This window comes from Desulfobacterales bacterium (assembly GCA_034003325.1).
GTDB lineage: Bacteria > Desulfobacterota > Desulfobacteria > Desulfobacterales > JAFDDL01 > JAVEYW01.
Genome location: JAVEYW010000013.1, coordinates 110,560 through 131,773, shown reverse-complemented (window position 1 = coordinate 131,773; position 21,214 = coordinate 110,560). Strand labels below are relative to the sequence as shown.

The 21,214-nt window shown below is 47.4% G+C and carries 15 protein-coding genes; 1 reads left to right on the top strand and 14 read right to left on the bottom strand.

Annotated elements, in window-relative coordinates; all coding sequences use genetic code 11:
- Positions 1–248 precede the first annotated feature (248 nt).
- The 4 genes from RBT11_14660 to RBT11_14645 form a co-directional block, all read right to left on the bottom strand.
- The gene (locus tag RBT11_14660) at positions 249–1,172 is read right to left on the bottom strand and encodes a glycyl-radical enzyme activating protein (protein ID MDX9788023.1); all 924 of its coding nucleotides are present in this window, start codon (positions 1,170–1,172) and stop codon (positions 249–251) included.
- 94 nt (positions 1,173–1,266) lie between these two features.
- Entirely contained in the window at positions 1,267–3,633 is a 2,367-nt protein-coding gene (locus RBT11_14655; GenBank protein MDX9788022.1) for a pyruvate formate lyase family protein, read from the bottom strand.
- Positions 3,634–3,913: 280 nt separating this feature from the next.
- Positions 3,914–5,641, bottom strand: a complete 1,728-nt coding sequence (locus RBT11_14650) for an AMP-binding protein (GenBank protein ID MDX9788021.1) — start codon at positions 5,639–5,641, stop codon at positions 3,914–3,916.
- A gap of 42 nt (positions 5,642–5,683) precedes the next feature.
- Positions 5,684–6,469: an enoyl-CoA hydratase-related protein gene (locus RBT11_14645; GenBank protein ID MDX9788020.1), complete on the bottom strand. Its 786-nt coding sequence runs from the start codon at positions 6,467–6,469 to the stop codon at positions 5,684–5,686.
- 507 nt (positions 6,470–6,976) lie between these two features.
- Here RBT11_14645 and RBT11_14640 point away from each other — a divergent pair.
- Complete coding sequence (locus RBT11_14640) at positions 6,977–7,672, top strand: TetR/AcrR family transcriptional regulator (GenBank protein MDX9788019.1); 696 nt, start codon at positions 6,977–6,979, stop codon at positions 7,670–7,672.
- Positions 7,673–7,836: 164 nt separating this feature from the next.
- Here RBT11_14640 and RBT11_14635 read toward each other — a convergent pair whose 3' ends face one another.
- From RBT11_14635 to RBT11_14590, 10 genes are all read right to left on the bottom strand, one after another.
- On the bottom strand, positions 7,837–8,127 hold the full coding sequence (locus RBT11_14635) for a hypothetical protein (protein MDX9788018.1): 291 nt from the start codon (positions 8,125–8,127) through the stop codon (positions 7,837–7,839).
- Between the two features lie 17 nt (positions 8,128–8,144).
- A complete protein-coding gene (locus RBT11_14630; protein MDX9788017.1) occupies positions 8,145–9,287 on the bottom strand; it encodes an acyl-CoA dehydrogenase family protein in 1,143 nt (380 codons plus the stop codon).
- Positions 9,288–9,393: 106 nt separating this feature from the next.
- Complete coding sequence (locus RBT11_14625; GenBank protein ID MDX9788016.1) at positions 9,394–11,427, bottom strand: NAD(P)/FAD-dependent oxidoreductase; 2,034 nt, start codon at positions 11,425–11,427, stop codon at positions 9,394–9,396.
- 231 nt (positions 11,428–11,658) lie between these two features.
- Complete coding sequence (locus RBT11_14620; GenBank protein ID MDX9788015.1) at positions 11,659–13,158, bottom strand: methyl-accepting chemotaxis protein; 1,500 nt, start codon at positions 13,156–13,158, stop codon at positions 11,659–11,661.
- Between the two features lie 45 nt (positions 13,159–13,203).
- Positions 13,204–13,908: an MCP four helix bundle domain-containing protein gene (locus tag RBT11_14615; GenBank protein MDX9788014.1), complete on the bottom strand. Its 705-nt coding sequence runs from the start codon at positions 13,906–13,908 to the stop codon at positions 13,204–13,206.
- Between the two features lie 168 nt (positions 13,909–14,076).
- The gene (locus RBT11_14610; protein ID MDX9788013.1) at positions 14,077–14,862 is read right to left on the bottom strand and encodes an enoyl-CoA hydratase-related protein; all 786 of its coding nucleotides are present in this window, start codon (positions 14,860–14,862) and stop codon (positions 14,077–14,079) included.
- Between the two features lie 50 nt (positions 14,863–14,912).
- Complete coding sequence (locus tag RBT11_14605; protein ID MDX9788012.1) at positions 14,913–15,689, bottom strand: SDR family oxidoreductase; 777 nt, start codon at positions 15,687–15,689, stop codon at positions 14,913–14,915.
- Between the two features lie 23 nt (positions 15,690–15,712).
- The gene (locus tag RBT11_14600) at positions 15,713–17,392 is read right to left on the bottom strand and encodes a class I adenylate-forming enzyme family protein (protein ID MDX9788011.1); all 1,680 of its coding nucleotides are present in this window, start codon (positions 17,390–17,392) and stop codon (positions 15,713–15,715) included.
- 113 nt (positions 17,393–17,505) lie between these two features.
- Complete coding sequence (locus RBT11_14595; protein MDX9788010.1) at positions 17,506–19,026, bottom strand: FAD-dependent oxidoreductase; 1,521 nt, start codon at positions 19,024–19,026, stop codon at positions 17,506–17,508.
- A 99-nt stretch (positions 19,027–19,125) separates the two neighbouring features.
- Positions 19,126–21,210, bottom strand: a complete 2,085-nt coding sequence (locus RBT11_14590) for an acetate--CoA ligase family protein (protein MDX9788009.1) — start codon at positions 21,208–21,210, stop codon at positions 19,126–19,128.
- Positions 21,211–21,214: the final 4 nt, after the last annotated feature.

Here is a 21,214-nt window from a genome sequence, read left to right as displayed (position 1 = left end):
TTTTTGAGCATTGTTCTCTCCTTTTTTTGAATTTTTTACTGATACAAAAGAACAATGTATTTATAGCATAACAGATTGTATTTTTAAAGTATTAACGCATTTAAGTTCCTTAAGGAAACGGCATTGGGGCTATTTTAATTTCGTTAGACACCCCGCTGATCAATTTTCTTGGTGCCGTTCAACTTGAGGATGGAGTCATAACACAACTCAATGGTACGCTGGGCCCTGCAAAAAATAGCAAGTTTGGGTTAACGCCCGCAATCCACTTGCAATGAATAGCCTTGAAGAATATCTTTAAACCGTTGGATATCCTCAAAACATGGCACTCTAAATACTTGGGGAGCTTCCATATTGAGTTGCTCGTATTTTTGCAGTCCCCATTCGTGATAGGGAAGTAAAGATATTTTAGTCGCACCAATATTGCGGGCAAACTCCCCCACCCGATGAAAATTCTGCTCAGAAGCATTGTAATCCGGTATAACGGGAATTCTTAGCCATGTCTCCACTTTACCGGCGACTCTGGCTGCATTCGCCAGGATTAGCTCGTTACCCACCCCGGTACCTATTCGATGTTGGTCACTATCCATATGTTTTATGTCAAAAAGCACAAGATCAACCCAATTCAAAATTCTTTCCAGAACTTCCCAAGAAACATATCCGGTAGTGTCCAATGCGGTATGTATTCCACTTTCTTTACAGTGCCTAAATACCAATTCAATAAATTCTGCTTGGAGTGTCGGTTCGCCACCGGAAACAGTAACGCCTCCGGTAGCGTTTTTAAAGAAGAGCTTGTCCCGATCTATAACTGCAGTTACCTGTTTAACGGTCATCATCTCCCCGCACACAGCTAAAGATCCGGTTGGACACAAATGAGCACATTCAAGGCACTGATTGCAACGTGAATGATCAATTTGCCTGCCTTTTTCCTCATTGATGTCAATAATACCTATTGGGCATGCTTTGACACACAGACCGCAAGCGATACACTTATTATCATACCTCATTATAACTGGGTTTGGTTTTTGTGATTCCGGATTTGAGCACCACTTACACCTCAAAGGGCAACCTTTCATAAAAACGGTTGTTCTGCCGCCGGGACCATCGTGCAAGCTGTATCTCTGTATATTAAATACGCAGCCTAAGATATCGTTTATCAACTTGCTTTTTTCCACGCTATTCGCCTTTTCTTTTTAAGTCACTGAACGAACATTATCAAGTGACTGAAATTTTTTTGACCCCTCATCCGGCAAAATTTCACGGCAACAACTAAAACCCCTGCTCTGTTCGCTCGATTATATTATCCTGCAATCCCGCACTAAGATCCACGAAGTAAGCGCTATAACCCGCAATCCTAACAATCAGGTCACTATGTTTCTCGGGGTGCTCTTTGGCGTCCAGCAACACAGCTTTATCCACAACGTTAAACTGAACATGGGAAATCCCCAAGTCATGCCAAGTGCGAAGATAATTGTAAAACGTCTCTTTATTCTCCCCTTCCAAAAACTGCGGCATGAATTTTTGATTCAGGAGTTGATTGTAACTTCTTAGCGAATCAATTTTTCCTGCGGATGACAGCACGGCCAAGGGCCCTTTTCTGTCAGCGCCCGCACTGGGAGACAAGGTCGCGTCAGCAAACGGCTCACCGTCTTTCCTTCCGTCCGGAGTGGCTTCACACATAATTGCAAGTCCATAGGTTGATGAGGACCCACTGCCATCTCCCGAATAGGGGCGCCCGAAGGCGTCTGTAAACTCCTCCATGACAGCTTTTGTATTATATTGAACCGCAATGGCAAGGTCGTCTACATAATCGTCATCATTCCCAAATTTGGGTACCTTGTTCAATATCATTTGCCGAAAAGCCTCTTTGTTCTCCCAATTAGAATCAAGGACCTCGATGAACTCTTTCATTGGTATAATTTTGTCCTCGAAAACAACTTTTTTCAAAACAGCCAGGCTGTCAGCCACATTCGTGGGACCAAGCATTATATTAAAGTCTCTGTATCCGGGAATCGCCCAGGCTCTGCAATCCTTGCCTTGTTCGATGCAATCATCCATTACAGCAGATAAAAAAGGACGTGGTAAATATTCCTTATGGATGGCACAGCTCAAATTGTGCATTTGAACATGCTTTTTGTTAAAAAACCTCAGTTGCGCCAAATACGCCTTCATCACACCATCAATACTTGTAAAGGTAGCTGGATCCTGCGTGGGCGCCCCCCTCTGTTTTCCGGTTTTAGGCGAAATACCCCCGTGTAACGCCCACCAAAGCACTTTGGGTAAACTTAGGTAGCCAAGACCAATTTTCCCGATACATTTGCCTGGAATGTTAATATACACGCAGGCGCGTATCGTAAAGTCTCTGGCATCCTTAAGCGAAAGGCCCTGTTTAACCAATAAGGAGACCAGCACCTCATCATTGAAAAATGCGGGGTAGCCAAGACCGCACGCCACTACATCAATTGCTTTCATAATAAATTCTTTTGGCGAGTCTTTGTGAAATCGCAACGCCAGACTTCCCTCTAATGTCCTAACGGATTTCACAACATCCAAAATTATATAACTGATCTCATTGGTAACATCTTTACCCTCTGAATCCACGCCACCGATCGTTGTGGACTGAATAAGCTGCGCGCCGGCATATACCCCTGCCAATAATGGTGTATACATCTGACCCAACCCTTCAAATTTCAGCCACAAACACTCAAATAGTTCCTGTGCGCCTTCCCTGGTAAGTCTGCCCGCTTCCTTATCCCGGAGATAAAAAGGATTAAAAAGTACGTCCATTCTTACCCCGATCCCATAATTGATGAAATCGATTTGGTGGGTGATTAAGTGAATGAACCAAAAGCTTTGGATTGCCTCCTGTAGTGTCCTCGCCGGGTTAGCCGGAACCCGATCACAAGTCGCTGCAATCTTCAGGAGTTCCTTTTTCCTCTCTTCATCACTCTCGCATTGCGCCAGCGACCTTGCCCTATCGGCGAATCTGCCGGCAAAATGCATTGCTGCATCCAAGGTGATGATAACTGCATCGATAAATTCCTTCTGTTGAAGAAAATCAACAGGGTATTTTTCTTCAAGCTCCGCCAATTTTTGCTCTGCCTGTCCCCTTATCCCCTTCAAACCAATTCGGAATACTTTTTCATGGTTTGGCACTTCGGGTTCCGACCATACACTCCATAGAAATGTTCCGTCATATTTGAAATCGTTTTTCATCTCGTCCGTGAAAAACTGATCATGCCTGTCTCGCATATTTTTCCCGGTCCAATATTTACACAGCTCTTCAAACTCCGCCTTGCCGGCATCGTCGGCAAGTGTCCATCCCGCTTTGTCATTGATGAGCCTTCTCACGGACTCGCAGTTGTTATCGATGAAATGGACCAGATGGTTTGGGCTTTCCGTTGCATTGCCAACAATTAAATCGTTATCTTCAATGTATATCGTCATTTTCCGCAGGATATGTTCCAGCGCTTTGGCCCGCCGAATCACCCATGGCTCGCCTTCCGTCATTTTATAGGATTCAGTGATTAATCTCGACCTTTCAATTGCCAGCCTAACATCAGGACGATACGCCCCTCGGTCGCTTTCTTCTTCGACAAAGCCTCTTTGGGTGTTTCTCACCGTCTTGACGACCACTTCTCTTTTTCTTTTTTTGGTATATTCTTTTATTTCTGTTACTATTGACAAACTCATAAGTACCTCTCATTTTTTAGGCATCCATTTTATGCTTGGTAAAAACGCTTGAGAATGGCATGCGTTGAGCGCGCGTAATGTGCATTTTGACGCTCTGAAACGACTATTAGATCGTTACCAATATCCGTTCCACAATTTTTGGAGATTTCGCTAACATCATAAGCAGTGCCATTTAAAAACTTCTTCACTTCACCGATTACTATTTATTGTAGCGCCATTTTTATTAATTTCTGATGTGATCGTGACTTTCCATATTTTCTGCTGCTGTTAATTCGCTCTTCACTATTTTGTCTATAAGCTCATATTTCTGTGTTTTACCCGTTGCCGTACATGGTAGGTCCTCTACATAATACCAAAGCTTTGGAACCTTGAATGCTGCCAGGCTATCACGACAGAAGCCGATCAACTCATCAAGTGTCGGCCTGTTTTCAGACGACTTGAGCATAATCACCGCCCCCACCTGCTCTCCCCAGTATTGATCCGGCACACCAACTACCGCCACCTTTTCAATCTTTGGATGCTGTGAAAGTAGGCTCTCGACTTCGATCGGGTAAATATTCAAACCGCCTCGAATGATCATCTCCTTCAATCGGCCTGTTATCTTTAAAAAGCCCCTTTCATCCATGGTTCCTAGATCACCTGTATGAATCCATCCGTCATTATCGAGAGTTTTTGCATTCTCTTCCGGTTTTTTGTAATAACCAAGCATTGCCTGATAACCCCGCATGCAGATTTCACCCACCGTATTGAGAGGAAGCACCTTGCCCGTTTTGGTGTCGCTTATTTTCAGCTCTATCAGAGGAAAGGGTTGCCCGACGGTGTCGGTCTGGTACGCTGTCGCGTCATCGCCATGTGACATTGTAATTGCGCCATGGGTTTCCGTTTGTCCATATGCAGTTGCGAGTCGGCAGCCGTTAAATAATAAACTAACCTTTTTAACCAATCGAGCCTCGATAAACGAAGCGCCTGACAGGATATTCCTTAAAAATACACGATGCTTCTCAGGGTTGTAATTGTTGACCAAAGCTTCTACTTGCGTGGGTACAAGAAAGGCATCCGTGCACCTTTCACTCTCAAGTACCTCAATAAATTTCAATGGATCCCACGCTCGAATCAAGATGTGTGTGCCGGCGCGCATAAGTGAGGCTAAAAATGAAACCACGCTACCACTAAAATGGCAAAGGGGCATCGCATTCGCCCAGACACCGCCTATTTGCATCCCCATGCGCTCCGCTTCAAAAAACCCATAGTTGACTAAACCCCGGTGATGTAGCATGGCACCCTTGGGTAACCCAGTCGTGCCGGATGTATAAAAAATCATGGCGCAATCTTTCGGTTTGACTTCCGGAAACGTTTCGCGCTTGCTTGCAGAATTCATGAAGTCATCAAAATCGGAAAAACTAACTACTTCTTTCAGAAAAGGTAAATTCATTTCTTTAATCTTTTTAGCGGTTGCTAAAATATGATTGCCCCTGTATTCTTCTATGCTAAATAATGACGACGACTCAGACTGGCGCAGTATATATTCTGCCTCCTTCAACTTGTAAGCTGGATTAATGGTAACCACAGCCATTCCTGCGATGACGCATCCAAGTTGCGTCAACAGCCATTCGGGAACACTGTCCCCCCAAATCGCAATTCGATCGCCGGGGTTAAACCTGGCAAGAAGGGCTGAGGCAACTCTTTCCGCATCTGTTAACATTTCAGCATAGGTCCACCGCCGCCTCTTAGCGGTTTCAGGGACGGCCTCCACTAAGGCAACACGGTCCGGAACCTCTGATGCGATCTTTCTTAACGCTTCACCAATAGTCCAATCCAACAAACTCCGTGATTGATCACCCGGCCAATAAGACTCTTTCAAGCGCACCTTCTCATATATTTCGGGCTTGTAATAAACTTCATTCGGATTAAGGAATACTCTTGGCTTATTCATTTTTTCTTGATAAGGCATGAACCGTCCCCCCCGTTCTTTTGAAAATATTGTACGTTGCTATCAGCGGCCCTTGAATTCGATTGGTTTCTTGTGCATGACAGCTTGGATGGCATTCCAACAGTCGTCAGTGTGTGCGCAGCGGGCGATAGCCTGCGCTTCTAACTCCATCTGGGTTTCCATCGGCTGATCGGTGTAGCTCATCAATAGGCGTTTCGTTTCGCCAAAAGTTATGGTCGGACCGCCGGCGATTTCCTCGACCAGCGATCTGGCTTCTTCCAGCAAGCGGTCATCAGGTACCACGCGTGTGATAAGGCCGTTGCGTGCCGCTTCTTCGGCCGTCCAGGTCTGATTCAGCATTAGGAACTCGGCTGCTTTTCGGCTGCCCACGCGGCGGGGAATGAAGTAGGTGCCGGCACCATCGGGGGCAAAACCAACAAGGTTGTAGGCAGCATAAAACTTGGCAGAGGTTCCAGCCAAGGCGAAGTCTGCCATCGCAGTCAGTGCGGTCATGCCACCTACCACGAGGGCATGAATGGCAATCACCACTGGCGCATCCGCACGCACAAATCGGGCAATGGCCATGTGCAGCTTAGAGTTGGCCCGCTTCAGCATGAGCGGCAGGGAGACCCTGTCGCGACCGAACCATTTGAGATCGGCACCAACGCTGAAGTACTTCCCATCGGCCCGGATCAGCACGGCACGAACGCCCGGGTTTTCGCTGCACTCGTTCGCGACATCGCACAGATCGCCGCACAGGTTCTCGTCTAATGGATTGCCACGTTTTGCCTGCACCAGCACTACCTCTGCTATGCCGCCTTTAATGTCTAAACGCACGGCTGTTCTCATGACGTTTTCTCCTTTATTGTTGTGATGCTGCTTGGTGCAGCCATTTTTATGGCCCCACGGTTTGGCATGATCGAAACGCTCTCAACAAGAATGACTCGATCCAACCCATTTTTTGAAAATATTTAATGGATTCAGACAGAAAACAGTTCACAAAGACAAATTAACACTCGCAAGAAAGACGAATTGGAATTAGCTTATAGCAATACTGACTAAATAGTCAAAAATGACGCCATTGTCAAATATAAAATTAATCGCAGATTTGCGCTTGCGATTATCAATTTTTTTCTGTATAAATCTTTAAGTTTGTCCAATATAAATTCGATAACGATACGGGGATGAACCACTTTCTGCGGTGGGACGTTTCGGTTTTGGCCAAGGCCGGTGATTCTGTTGCAAAACGGGACCAATCAGCGGGATACCTTAAGTATTTCGGGGCTTAAAATTTAATTCAAACACAGCGAGTGGCACAAGCAGTGCGTTTTTAAATCGGATCAGGTGTTATATGATATGGAAACGATAGGTACTAATCCAAAGCTTACAAGAACAGAGCGGCGCAAGACATTAAACAGGCAACAGATTATTCGCGCAACGTTTGAGGCCTTTGCTGAACTGGGCTATGTCAAGACAACGGTTGACGACATAACGACCCGGGCGGATCTCGGGCATGGAACTTTTTATAAGTATTTTAAAAACAAGCAAGACCTTCTTAGTATGTTAGCTGACAACGTGGCCAAAAAGATGGGGTATCATTACCCCAAGGATAAACCGTTAAGCGTTTATGAAAGAATACGTTATGGTGTCAAGAGCGTTCTTCGGCTTTATCTACAACACAGGGGTATAATTCTGGCCCTACAAGAAGCCATGATTTATGATAAACAATTTGAAGAAAAATGGCTGAAAATTCATGAGGGTTTATTCAAAATTTCTACGCGCAACATGAAGGCCTCTATCGAGAAGGGATATTGCCGCAATATAGACATGGAATTAACGAATGCTGCCGTCACAGCTATTATGGAAGGATATGCCAACTATATAATGAAACAGGCACATGATTCTGTGGATCTTGATACACATGCCGATTATTTGTCAGACGTAATATATCACGCCTTTTTTAAGGTTGATCCTCAACAGGAATTGCTGAAAAACTTCAACAGCGAGCGCGTACTCGCTTCCGACAGGGTTCCGGCGAACAATTTGCCGTAAGCCCCCACGCTTGCAGCCTCCCTATGCTAAAACGTGAATTATTGATCCGGGGCGACGTTGGCGATCTGAACATGCCGACTTTCAACAGGCCCAATTTTCCAAGGCCACGTGAAGGCACCCACCAACTTACCATAACGGATATTCCAATAGGGGCTCAGGCGCATCTACTGCTCCTCTGCTAACACCTTGATTAATGAGGGAATAACCCTTTTGTAGTTCGCCACAATACCGAATCGGGCGCGTTTGAAGATATTCGCTTCCTCATCCTTGCTAATCGCCACAACGCATTTGGCATTGGCGATGCCCGCCAGATGCTGGCCCGCACAGGAGATACCCACTGCAAAATAAACCGAGGGGGCGTTGATTTTCAAATTGGCTGCAATCACATACGAATCATCCGATTCACCCCAGTAAGAACTACCTGTGAAAGACTGCCCACCTTTTGAAGTATGCATATACGTAAAGAGCTCGCCTAATCCAGAACATTCTTGGCAATAATATGCTTCATAATCTCACTGGTACCGCCATAGATACGACTGAGGCGAGCGTTGGCCCAAGCCCTGGAAATTGGATTTTCCGCCATATAACCCGAACCGCCAAAAAACTGAAGGCACTCGTCCGTGATCTTAAATGCCACATCCGATCCAAACAGCTTCAGCATGGCGGCAATTTCGGCCGTGAGCTTTCCTTTATCCATCAAATCCATGCAATGATCGCAAAATCCTCTCAGCACATTAAATTCAGTAACCATTTCCGCGATCTTAAACCGGGTGTTTTGTAGCTCGCTTAATTTTGACCCAAATACTTCTCGTTTTTTCACATAGTCCACAGTCCACTGCAGAGCCCCCTCAATGAGACCGACATTTTGAGTTGCGAGCAGAATTCGTTCCAAGGGTAGCAGGTTCATCAGATGAATAAACCCTTTGTCAATTTCCCCCAGCACCTGACGCTTATGAACCTTGACATCATCAAAGTATACGTCTCCAGTGCCGCAGGCTTTAAAACCGATTTTTTCCAGGTTCGGCCCCAAAGCCAACCCCTCGGTTCCTTTGTCCACAATAAAAAGCGTAAGGCCCCTCGCCCCGGACACGAGGGGATTGGTCCGCGCAACAACGATATGAAGATCCGCAATATGAATCACACTGATGAAGGTTTTACTCCCATTGAGAATATAGTAGTCTCCATCTTTTCTCGCCTCTGTTTTTACTGCCTGGAGATCACTCCCGCCGCTCGGCTCCGTCAGGCAAATCGTCGGAATACATTCACCCTTAATCATCGGTATTAAGTACTTCTGTTTTTGTTCCTCGTTGCCGAGTTCATATAGATAATGCGAGAGTAGATTCATCTGGGAAATTATCAACGCGCCATGAGCAAAATGACCCAGCCTTGCCAACTCGGAAGCAACCGCTGCCGTATAATGATAGCTCGTCCCTTCCCCTCCGTATACCTCCGGCAGGTCAGAGCCCAGAAAGCCGACATCTCCCATTTTTTTATACAATTCTCTGGGGACATTTTTCATCTTTTCCCACGCTTCAACATTCCCTTCAATCTCTTTCTTGGCAAAGCGACGCACGGAATCTACCACCAAATTGAGTTCTTTTTGACTTGGTCTCATATCCACACCCTTTTTTCAACAGGCTGACGAACAATGCCCCCATTGATCCATTTAATTTGTTTCGAATAAAGTTGTGCCTGTAACCCAGCGCTTTCAACACATTATTTTAGATCTTCATGCCGATCTCATAGCCGTCCGCAACGGCTTCCCGGGTTCTCCTGGTTTCACCACCTCCGGTGCCCTCCCCGATCAAATGAACATTTTTAAACTTTGCCGCCAGCTGATCAGCCAGCTTCCGGTTCTCTTTTACGCCCAAAGCCAGCATCACCGTGTCCACATCGACAAAGCCTTCCAACCCGTCTTTGTCGATCACCTTCACGCCGGCAGGCGTTATCTCCTTCACCCGAGTCAGGGTTTTAAATCTGACGCCACCTTCTTTTAAAAGATTCAACTGCGTCTGCCTGTCGATGATACCGATACCGCCACCGATCTTGCCGGACTCCTCAATGATGGTTACCTCTCTGCCTGGCATCACCGCCAACGCCACCTCGCAGCCGAAAAAGCCGCCGCCGATTACCGCCACCCGCTTCTTCACCGGCCAGGGAAGGCTCATGCTCCGCCTCATGAAAGCGGCATTCCCACCAAAATGCTTGGCCCCCTCAGCGGCCACACGCCAAAGCAACCCTTTTTTAGGGGGAATCCCTTCTATGAGCTTCTTCATATGAAAGGCCCCGATCACATTCTCGCCATCAACTCCGGGCACATCGGGAACGATCGGCTCTCCGCCGGGAGCCACGATGATCGCATCGGGTTCCATTTGTTCCAGCAAGGTCTCCGACACCTCCGTGTTCAGCCGGATATCTATGGGAAGGCTTTCCATTTCCTGTCGATACCAAAGGAGGAGTCTCTCCATTTTTTCGTTCATAATGGACGCCAGAACCAACAGGCCGCCAAGTCGGCGTCCGCGCTCCAAAAGGGTAACCCGGTGCCCTCTTCCGGCTGCGACCCTTGCCGCCTCCATCCCTGAAGGACCACTTCCGATAACGACTATTTTCTTGTTTCCCGGAACAGGCTCGCCCAAATCTTTCCCCACCGAGGCATTGACTGAGCAGTTCACCCCTTGCCCCACAAACGCACCGTCGAGGCATCGACTGCAGACAATACACCGACGAATTGTCTCCGGTCGCCCTTCTCTGGTTTTGTTGACGAACTCGGGATCTGCAATTAGCGCCCGCGCCATCCCGACCATGTCCGCTCGCCCCTTTTCCACTATTTCTTCTGCCAACTCGGCAGAATCAATGCGGTAGCCGGCAATCACCGGGACCTTGGCAATCTTCTTGATCTCTTCGGCCAGATGGACAAATGCCCCTTCCGGTACGAACTGGTTGACCAGCGGGCGCGGCGCTTCATGGAATCCTACCTGAATATTGAGGGCAGCGATGCCGGCTCGTTCCAGAATGGGCACCATCTTTTTCGTGTCCTCGATTGTATGGCCACCCGGCATGTAGTCCTCTGCCGAGATCCGGGTGATAAGGGGAAAGTCCTTGCCGGCTTTTTTCTGCGATGCCGCAATGATCTCCTCAATAAAACGCATCCGCTTCTCCAGGGTGCCGCCATAGTCATCGGTACGCCGGTTAGAGAAAGAGGAGATAAAACGACTGATCATGTAGCCAATGCCGCCGTGCAGGTCGACCATATCGAAGCCCGCTTCCCGCGCTCGTCTTGCGCCGTCGCTGAACTGTTCGACCATGATGTGAATTTCCTCGACCGTTAACTCTCTCACATGGGGCACAAACGGCCCCCCGGGGCCGTCGGACGGTCCCACCGCCTCGAGGGGAGCGCTACCATCCCGCCGCCATTCATAGCACAAGTCCAACTGGCAACATGACTTTCCCCCGTTCTCCCGAATCGCTGACGTCAGCTTCTTCAGGCCTGGAATAAAGTCGTCACTCCATATTCCCGAAGCATGGGCCTGGGAAGGATACAGCGGCGTTGTTCCCCATAAATCCGCCACAAAAACTGTACCGAGGCACACCAGACCTACTCCGCCTTTGGCCCGTTGCGCGAAGAAATCGATCAGCCGGTCCGTCGTGCGGTAATTCTCCGCAAGTTCAACCGACATGGGAAGCATCATTACCCGGTTCTTCAACTCGACAGTTCCGATTTTGATCGGTTCAAAAAGCTTCATCTTTCTTGACATTGCAATTAACTCCTTCGATTAATCAACCTTATGAAAATATGCTTCTCAGAAATTGGTCCGAGACATTGCCTGCAGGAATGGTTAGAACGTCAGAATACCAGCTATTTTTAGGCGTTTGATAAGCTCCAGCGGTATCCTCTTGGATAGCGGCAAAGGAGTGTTTCCCGTAACGAGGGCCACCTTTATAAATAAACGCTCCGATGCGCGATCAATCATCTACGGTCTCTTCATCTACAGTATTGGCGAAGCCCTGGAATCAGTTCGACAACCATTCAATTTTAAGGCGCTTCTGCCGGTTGCACGCAGACCGCCTTGTCCAACAATATCCGACAAATTAAATACAAAACCGTTAAGCTGTTTTGCTTGGGCATTCATCTGTTCAGAGGCGGAGGCCGTCTCTTCCGCGTTCGCCGCATTTTGCTGTGTTACATGATCCATTTCGACAACCGCACGGTTAACTTGTTCGATGCCGCTCGCCTGTTCATTTGAGGCGGCGGCAATTTCAGCTATAAGGCCACCGACCTTTTCCGTAATCTCCTTGTTTTCCTGAAACGCCGTTATTGTCGATCGCGTCAATTCTTTGCCGTTGCTGACCGCCTTCATGGTATTTTCAATAAAATCCGCCGTTGTTTTCGCCGCCTGCGCCGCTCTCAGCGCAAGGTTTCGAACTTCTTCGGCCACCACTGCAAATCCGGCGCCCGCCTCACCGGCCCGCGCCGCCTCCACTGCCGCATTCAAAGCCAGCAAATTTGTCTGAAATGCAATTTCATCGATGGTTTTAATGATCTTTCCGGTCTCCTCGCTCGAAGTGGAAATATCCTGAACCGCTTTTCCCATATTTTCCATATACCGGCTGACGTTATTGACCACATTTTGGGCATCCTGCATCATCGCCATAGTTGCGTTGGCATTGTCGGCATTCTGTTTGATCATCGTGGACATCTCTTCAAGCGATGCGGAGGTTTCTTCTATTGCGGCAGCCTGCTCCGAAGCCCCTTCGGCGAGTGACTGACCGGCCGAAGAGACCTGTTCGGAAGCGGAAAAAACAAGCGCAGCGGTATTCGTCAAACCGTTGATAATATAACGGACAGGCCGTGTGACACTGCCGGAAATCAGAACCGCCAGCACAATGCCTAATAACAGCGTTGCCATCAAGCCACCGACCATAATTTTTGAGGCACCGCCAAGCGCGTGCATGGCACCTTCAGCAACGGCAGCGGTTTGTAAAGCGCCGGCATCGGCAAGTTTCTGACACGCTTCAAGCAGGGCGTTTCCCAAATCATCACTTTTTCTCTGAAGTTCTTGTAAGCTTTGCCAGTCCGCCATGAACCCTTCCATTGCCGACCGATACCCCTGAACAGCTTTGTAGGCAGCGTCAATTTGCGCAACATCTTTTTCTAAAGGGGTAATTTTACGCAGATCTGCGAATTTCGCCTCCATTAGTTCAAAATTCTTCATCGCCGTCGTTATCAGGTCCGTGTCCCAGAGAACCTGAGATTCAAATGCCCTGACACGCGTATCATTTCCAATCGCTACAATTTTATTGGTAATGTTTATTCTGCGATGCCCTTCATCAATATTAGAAGTGAGTTCTATTTGCTTCCCTTCAAAAAATGTATCACAACTCAACAGGTATTTACCTGCTAACGCATCCATCTTCTCTCTTGCCTTCTCCAAAATCATTTTATCGGCTGCGTCGCCAAGTTGTATTTCTTTTAAAAACGTTTGCATCACTTTTTGGAAATCACTTGCTTTCGCTTCGGTTTCTTTTATGTGCTAAAGATCACTCTCATTCATCGAAAGAAGCCGCAATTGATCCGCCAGCAGTTTAACACTGGAAATCATTTCAATGGCGGAAAGTAGCATGGCAGAATCATTATAGGCTATCGCCTTATAAATCTGAGATTGGGAGGAAGTGCCGATATCCACCAGACCGGTCACAACATCCATGATATTCTGATGATCAACCAGTTCTTTTTTTAATGCGTCATTTTGATTGTCTAGAAATGTTTTACTCGCCTTTGAGTAGTCTGTGGCATGGGCATTAAAAGCGTCGCGCTTTACATTCATACGCTCAAAGGTTGTCTTTATATCCGACATGGTCGCCCGGTAGTCTTCCCGGTTTTTTCTTATCATTTCGAGTAGTCTGGTTGACGCCTTGTTCGACTTAGAATCACCCTTTGTCGCCTCAAATCCCTTGGCGATAGCCGAATCCATGCTGTTCAACGCGACCCATGCTTCATCATAAAATTCTGGTTTTTCGGTAAATCCATACCCGCGCATTGCATACCTGTTTCGATTGCCGGCATCCCGAATCCCGCCAGCCGCATTTGCCAGAGGGATATATTCAACGGCAAGTTTGGTAGAATCCACAGACACGATTCTCATTTCATAAACAGCAATTCCGCCCAATACCATCGCCATGAGAATCAGAATGCCGAAGCCAAGCCCCATTTTTTTTCCTATTGTCATTTTTTCCATTCTTATTCCTAAATCCAAACAGCAGCGGCATTTCAGACCTTCGTCCGGCGTAGGAATAGCCCTGCAGAAGACCGTCTATGTATTGGGCGGAATTGCTGAAATCTTTTCCTGGGGTTACCACGTGAAATAGAAGTGTGACGTTGGAAAGCTCTCAATCAAGCGATATCTTTACAGCCCGCTGAACATAGGCCCGCGCTTCTCGATGAATGCTGTTATGCCTTCTCGTGCGTCCAGCGTGACTGCGGCCCTCATGAAAGCCTGTGCTTCATCCTCAAGCTGTGCCTCGAAGCCCTGGGACATCGTCCGAGCCATCAGTCTTCGAATTTCTCCGTATGCTCGTGTCGGGCCTTTACTGAGCTGGATGGCGGCCTGCTCTGCCTGAATTCTTATTTCTTCATCCTCTACCACATGGTCTACAAGCCCTATTCGTTCGGCCTCGGCAGCATCAATAACTTCCCCTATTAATAAAAAACGTCTCGCCCGGGCAAGCCCGATACGGGAGGCCAACCCAAAAGTACCGCCAAGATCGCAAGTAAATCCGAGTTTAGAGTAAGCCGCACCGAATCTTGCTGAGCGAGCGCTATAGACCAGATCGCAATTGGAAAGGACCGACACGGCACCGCCCATGGCGGTAGCGTGGACACATGCCACAATTGGCGCATTCATTCGCATCAGGCGGGCCATCCCCATATGCAGGCTACCGGTCGCTTCACGTACCACATCGGCCATTGTATCAATGTGCTGCGAGAACCGGACGATATCACCACCAACACTGAAGTACTGGCCCCGGGCACTCAACAGGACAACGCGAACCTCTTTTCGCCCAGCGATATCGTTGGCTACCTGGCCAAACTCACGGCAGCACACTTCATTGAAAGGATTACCCAGGTCGGGCTGATTCATGGTCAGTCTTGCTATTCCATCACTCACCACCAAGTCAAATGTCTCGTACATTCTTTTATTCCTCCTCGTAATCCATCAACACTATCGCGCAATTTTTCGAATCAGCCGACAGAAATACCGCCGTTGATACTGATCGCTTGACCGGTGATGCGTCGAGCCGCCGGTCCGGCCAGAAAAATCGTCATCATCGCGATATCTTCCGGCTCGGGAACTCCCAGATGTGCCTTGCTCGCAACCTTCTCCCACATTTTTACGCTATACGAATCAGTCGTAAAAAGTGCGGCACCCGGAGTGTTGGCGATCAGCGACGGGGTGAGAACATTGATTCGAATGAAATTTCTTTTCTCTTCGAGCGCAGCCGTCTGCGAGAACATCGTGATGGCCGCCATCGCGGCGCCGATCGCAGTCTCACCGGGCGTAGCCACCTTGGCGGCAATTGAAGCAACATTGATAATGGCGCCACCTTTTTGCCGACGCATGGCGGGCAGTATGGCACACATCATGTTCAAAGGAGGCACCAAAATGTAATCCAGACGCGGCTTGACCTCTTCGATCGGTATATCCCGCAAAATAACCGGCGGATGGCTGGGGCCCGTCGAGCAAACCAGCACATCTATCGCCCCCAGCCGGTCGCGGGCTGCCTGCTCGGCCCGGACGGTGTCTGCCAAATCCATGGCGTCTACCTGGACAAAGCCCACGTCCGCGCCCGGCACCCGGTCGCGAACCACCTTACATGCTGCACCCCCACGCTCCGGGTTTCGCCCAAGCAGCACGACGCGCGCCCCCTGTTCCGCGAATTGAGCAGCAGTCTCTAATCCAACACCCGCCGTCCCACCCAAGAGGACCACACCACATTCTGAAATTTCTTTTGGATTCATAAGATATTTTCCCCCCATTAAAATTAGACGCTTTCCTCTTTTATTTTTTCAGCGATAATCATCTCTAACCTCGTTTTATCAACCTTACCAGCCACACCGGTTGGTATCACATCTATAATCTCAAGCCGTTCTGGGTATATCATTCTCCCCAACCCTTTGCCCCCTAAAAAATCACCCACCTCATCTAATGTTAATTTCTCCGCTCCGTGCTTCAGTACTACAAAGGCGCAGGCTCTTTCGTGTAAAATAGGGTCGGGCATTTTCACTATTGACACCTGGGAAATTTTGGGGTGGCTTGATAAAATATCTTCTATCTCTTTTGGGAAAATGTTTAAAGACCCCCTCAAAATCATGTCCTTTGATCTTCCAGTTAGAACAAGGTGGCCACGCTCATCGAATCTACCCAAGTCCCCTGTTTTTTGATAGCCCTTCCATTTCCCTTCTTTAATCCATGTATCGTTTTCGTATTCCGGCTGGTTATAATAGCCATGATGCAACGCCCAAATATATAACTCACCTACTTCACCATGAGGAACCCTATTAGCCTCGCTATCAACTATCGCAATCTCAAGCCCCGCCGGAGGTGTGCCAATTGAATGAAGCAGCTCATCTTTTTTCATCCAGTGATTTGTGGATGCAATGCCTCCGGATTCTGTAGTACCATAGGCATTCGTAATTACTACACCCTTATCTATTAAATGAGATGATATTTCCTTGGATATGGGGCCGCCAGCCGAAGCGAATTTTATCAAACTACTCAAGTCATACTTTTCTGCAAAGGGCCCCAGCAGCGCCCTTTCGCCCATGGCCGGTACCCCATTCCACATGGTTATTTTTTCTTCCTCGGTTAAACGTAAGGCCCATTCATCACTGTAATGGGTTTGCAAAACCACAGCGGCACCCACGGCCAAAGGCGTCCATATGCCCCCCCACTTCCCGGCAGTACCACTCATGGGACCGAATAAAAGTGCCTTATCACGGCTTGTATAATTCACTTTTTCGGAAAAACTTATTGTAAACGTTTGAAAATAATAAGATCCGTGAACAACAAGTTTAGGAAGCCCCGTGCTTCCAGATGTTTCCAGGATTATCCACGGATCAAAGACACCGACCTTTAAGGCGTCCAAATCTTCCGGAATAAATTTTTCCATGATTTTTGGATTCAGTAATTCAGAAACAGATACCGTTCCCTCCGGAACCTCATCGCCAATTACATATATTTTTTTAAGTTCAGGATGCTGTTTCTGATATTCTTTATACCACTTTACAATATCCCTGCCGCGCCAGTCAGGTGTAATAATGGCAATTGTCGGTTTAACGTGCTCAAGAATTCCCTGTGTCTCCGTCTGACCAAAATCCACATGATTGCTCAAAAACCAGCATCCTATTTTGCTTGCGGCAATGTATGCGTAATAGTGCTCAATGCAATTGGGCAACTGGCAAATAAGCGTTTCACCTTTAAACAAACCGGCTTCCAGCAGGTTAAAAATATATAGGTTAATATCATTAAGCGCCTGCGGCCATGTTTTTCTACGTCGTTTTTCAGCTTCGATGCCATACAGGGTATCGACCAGTGCTTCTTTTTTGGGATATGCAAACGCATTTCTTTTTACCCAATCATACTCGGTGGTCATGTCGTAGAACCGGCGCGCCCCCAGCTCTCTGCTTTTATAGATCATGTCTGCGGTGAACAACGTTTTCATCGTACTCCTCTCTTAACATAGTTAAGAATTTACTTTTCCATAAAAACAATCCGTTTCATTCTTTGAAGCAATATCGAAAAATCTGCTTCCCCATACTGATATATTTTTCTCTTTCACCTCATGTATTCCGGAAGTATTTTCAGGCAATCTTTCCCCGTCACGGCTGATGCGCAAATAAGTGCGCCGTGGGCCGCACCACTGGTGCCCACATCCCATTGGCTAACCGTATCCCCTGTGAAAAACAGGTTCTTAAGATACGGGTGTTTGACCCCCGGTCTTCTATCGCCTATCTGGCCGGGGATGGGGCTACACCCATACACCGACTCAGCAACCACGGTAATGTACCACTCAAGAATTTCATCAAATCGGGGCCACTGTTTCCTTATAAAATCCAGTTGCGCCTTGTTCGCCTTTTGCATCAGTTCCTTATTGTGAATTTCATCCGGGTCTTTTGCTGAAATAGGCATCCATGTCTGCGTAATACACCCTTTCCCGTTAATTATTCTGGAAGGATCAACTTCGCTGATCTGCTCGAACCCCCATACGGGATTACCGCCTTTCAATTCAATCCCCGGTAAGCGATCTATGACGTAAATGCCCTTGGGCCATTCCGTTTCAAACGGCTCACGAGTCTTGATACACATTAACAAACCGGCAACCGGTTCATAACTTTCAATTCTTTTAGCAAGTTCCTCAGGAAAGTATTCTTTCGGTATAATGCTGAATATCTGACTCATTTGGAGATTCGATATCACATTTTTTGCATAAATCTTTCTTTCCTTGCCGTTTACCTCCACAACAACGCCGGTTGCCTTGTGCTTTTCTATGATAACGTCTTTGACTTTCGCCTTGGTAACGATTTCGCCACCGTTTTCCCTAATGATATCTGCGAAAACAAGTGCCACAACCTTTGTCCCGCCTTTGACGTCGCCCATTCCGCCGCCAAAGGATAAATGCCTGCCGGTCGCACTTGTCATATTGTTACAAAGGATCCAATCGCCGGCGGATATCATTCGCTCGTCATTAATACAGTACTGCCATCTAGCCAGTGTCGTATAAAAATCAATCACCCTTTTGTCATCCGTCAACGTTGAAAGATACTCCTTTATGCTCAAATGAAAATATTCAGCGGCCTCTGCACGGGAAAGCGAAATTCTCTCAGTAGCGATTTTGCCTCGTTCGAGACTCGACTCTTTTGACCAATCATTAAAATATTCCCTGAACTCCACCCAGTTACCATCTTTCCAGTATAGGAAACCGATGGGATTTTCGGCGGGCAGTTTTTTCCCCAATGCCCTTGCTATCAGGGAGAACCTGTTACGGTCGCCTGCCGACATACCATGCCATCCCCCTTCTATAATATGGTCCTTAAAAATACCATTCTCGATAATCTCTGAAAGAGAAGGTTTTGAATCGATCACCCAGGTTCCCATGGCCCCGCCAAGAAGGCGGCGATATTCCTCTTCAGTATATTCTCCATAAGGCCCTCCGAAGCATTGAATCCGTCCTCCTATCTCACTTTCCTTCTCAAGCACCAGCACCTTCATCCCTTCCCGTTTGGCCAGCACGGCGCCAGTTATTAAGCCTCCCATTCCCGCCCCAATGACTATTGCATCATACTCTGTGTTTTTCATCGTCTTCACCTCTCAAAATGTTTAATTTTCTACTATCAAGTCAAATGGTTAATGACTCATCCATTTCCTATTGTTGATTACCATTCATTCTACTTTAATTTAAAGAATGAACCTAACATCCAACGCCAGACAGCCCGTTTCATGGACCATGACCGGATTCATATCGATTTCTTTTATCTCTTTAAAATCCTGCGCGAGAACTGAAAGCTTAAGGAGGATATCCGCCAGACTATCCACATCTTTTGGTTTCCGGCCGCGGACGCCGGAAAGTATCCCGTAGCCTTTAATTTCCTTTATCATTTCAATAGCATCGTTACGATTTATCGGCGCAATTCGAATACTGATGTCTTCCATCAGCTCTGCGAATATACCGCCCATCCCAAAAAGCATGGTCGGGCCAAAAGACCGGTCCTGTTTTACGCCCAATATTACTTCCTGGCCGTTGGATTCAGCCTGGCCCATCACGATGGCAACAAACGGTTCATGCCCTGGCAGTGAGTTGCCCAAGCGTTGTTGCATGCGCGTGAAAGCTTCGCCCACATCGTCCGGGGTCGTAAGATTCAATTCGACACCGCCAACATCGGATTTGTGAACTACGGAAGGCACATCTATTTTCAAAGCCACCGGTAAGCCGATTTGAAAAGCGGCTTCCGCTGCAGCTTGTGCGGTATGAACAGTCCGGTATTCAGGTGCGGGGATTTGGTACCGTTTTAAAATATCAAAACATTCAGCCTGACTTGGATTGCGGTTTTCATTCGTGGCCCTGCGGATAATATTGGCGGCTTCCTTTGGGACGACCGTTCTCACTTTCGGCATTGTCCTTCGGTTGCGTTCTTGGAACAAATGACGCTGATAGGAAGCTCTCAGAGCCTGAACACCTTCTTCAGGAGTATCAAAAAAGGGGAACCCCAAATTTCTTTTTATATAACTTGCCTCCTGCTCGTCAATCATAAGGCATAAAGCAATCGGTTTCCCGTATTTTTCACTCAAGTCTTTGACAATTCGCAATAATCTTCGAGAGTCATCACCAATCTCATCATCGTATGTATAGGCCAGCAGCATCCCGTGAAAATTGTCATTCGATAACACCCGTTGGACCGTGGACGCGTAAACGGAAAGATCAAAAAGGTCGCCTAGATCAAGCGGATTTCTGAGACTGATAACACCGCCGCGCACATGTTCCCGAACGCTTGAAATCGCCTCGGCCGGGAAAGGAGGCAATTCAAATCCGGAAGACTCGGCAGTATCGGCTGCAATGACGGCAAAACCGCCGGAGCGGGAAACAATAGCCAGGTTTCGGCCTCTCATCAACGGCAAACCAAATATTTTAACTAAATTTACCATCTCGCCGGTAGTCTGCACGCGAAGGATACCGGCCTGCTTAAAAGCAGCGCTCACCACCTTGTCGTCTGTCGATAACACGGCGGTGTGCGATGAAGCTGAAGCAAATCCGGCTGCATTGATACCGGCTTTGTATGCGAGTATCGGTTTTTCGCTTTGAGCGGCAATCTCCATGAGTCGGCGCCCTTCTTTTATGCCTTCCAAATACAAGCAGATGATCTCAGTGCCATTATCCTCCTTAACCAGGTATTCGAGCAGATCGGATTGATTCACGTTTAATTGATTACCAATAGAAATAACTTTGTTGGTGTATATGTCATAATGAGAAAAATATTCTATATAGGTGTCGGCTATACCGCCGGACTGAGATATGATGGAAACATTTCCTGTTGCTGAAGGAATTTTTCTCGGCAAAAAAGAGGTGGCAAGACTGGTTTCGGTATTGACGATCCCAATACAGTTTGGACCGATAAATCGAATGTCAAATTGCCTTGCAAGGCTTACCAATTCATTTTCCAATGTCTTTCGATCACCGGCGAATTCGGTAAAACCGCCTGATTCGATAATGATCCGCTGAATGCCGGCTTCACCGCATTCCCGCACGGCTGTCGGTACAACGCTCGCCGGTGTGATAATAACCGCCAAGTCCAGATTAGATCCGATCTCCTTCGGGCTTTTATGGATAGGAGTTTCCCTTATCATCCCTCCGCTGGGACCAACGGCGTAAACCATTCCTTTAAAGCCGATATCAATCAGGTTTTGGACAATATTCCGGCCTAAATTATCCGGCTTATCACTCACGCCGACGACCACGATGCTTTTCGGGTAAAAAAACCCTTTCATAATT

Excerpts from the sequence above, each read along its gene's own strand:
- RBT11_14600 (MDX9788011.1), bottom strand. The coding sequence starts at position 17,392 with ATGAAAACGTTGTTCACCGCAGACATGATCTATAAAAGCAGAGAGCTG.
- RBT11_14610 (MDX9788013.1), bottom strand. The coding sequence starts at position 14,862 with ATGTACGAGACATTTGACTTGGTGGTGAGTGATGGAATAGCAAGACTG.
- RBT11_14605 (MDX9788012.1), bottom strand. The coding sequence starts at position 15,689 with ATGAATCCAAAAGAAATTTCAGAATGTGGTGTGGTCCTCTTGGGTGGG.
- RBT11_14650 (MDX9788021.1), bottom strand. The coding sequence starts at position 5,641 with ATGCCTTATCAAGAAAAAATGAATAAGCCAAGAGTATTCCTTAATCCG.
- RBT11_14640 (MDX9788019.1), top strand. The coding sequence starts at position 6,977 with ATGGAAACGATAGGTACTAATCCAAAGCTTACAAGAACAGAGCGGCGC.
- RBT11_14645 (MDX9788020.1), bottom strand. The coding sequence starts at position 6,469 with ATGAGAACAGCCGTGCGTTTAGACATTAAAGGCGGCATAGCAGAGGTA.
- RBT11_14635 (MDX9788018.1), bottom strand. The coding sequence starts at position 8,127 with ATGCATACTTCAAAAGGTGGGCAGTCTTTCACAGGTAGTTCTTACTGG.
- RBT11_14595 (MDX9788010.1), bottom strand. The coding sequence starts at position 19,026 with ATGAAAAACACAGAGTATGATGCAATAGTCATTGGGGCGGGAATGGGA.
- RBT11_14630 (MDX9788017.1), bottom strand. The coding sequence starts at position 9,287 with ATGAGACCAAGTCAAAAAGAACTCAATTTGGTGGTAGATTCCGTGCGT.
- RBT11_14590 (MDX9788009.1), bottom strand. The coding sequence starts at position 21,210 with ATGAAAGGGTTTTTTTACCCGAAAAGCATCGTGGTCGTCGGCGTGAGT.
- RBT11_14620 (MDX9788015.1), bottom strand. The coding sequence starts at position 13,158 with ATGCAAACGTTTTTAAAAGAAATACAACTTGGCGACGCAGCCGATAAA.
- RBT11_14615 (MDX9788014.1), bottom strand. The coding sequence starts at position 13,908 with ATGGAAAAAATGACAATAGGAAAAAAAATGGGGCTTGGCTTCGGCATT.
- RBT11_14625 (MDX9788016.1), bottom strand. The coding sequence starts at position 11,427 with ATGTCAAGAAAGATGAAGCTTTTTGAACCGATCAAAATCGGAACTGTC.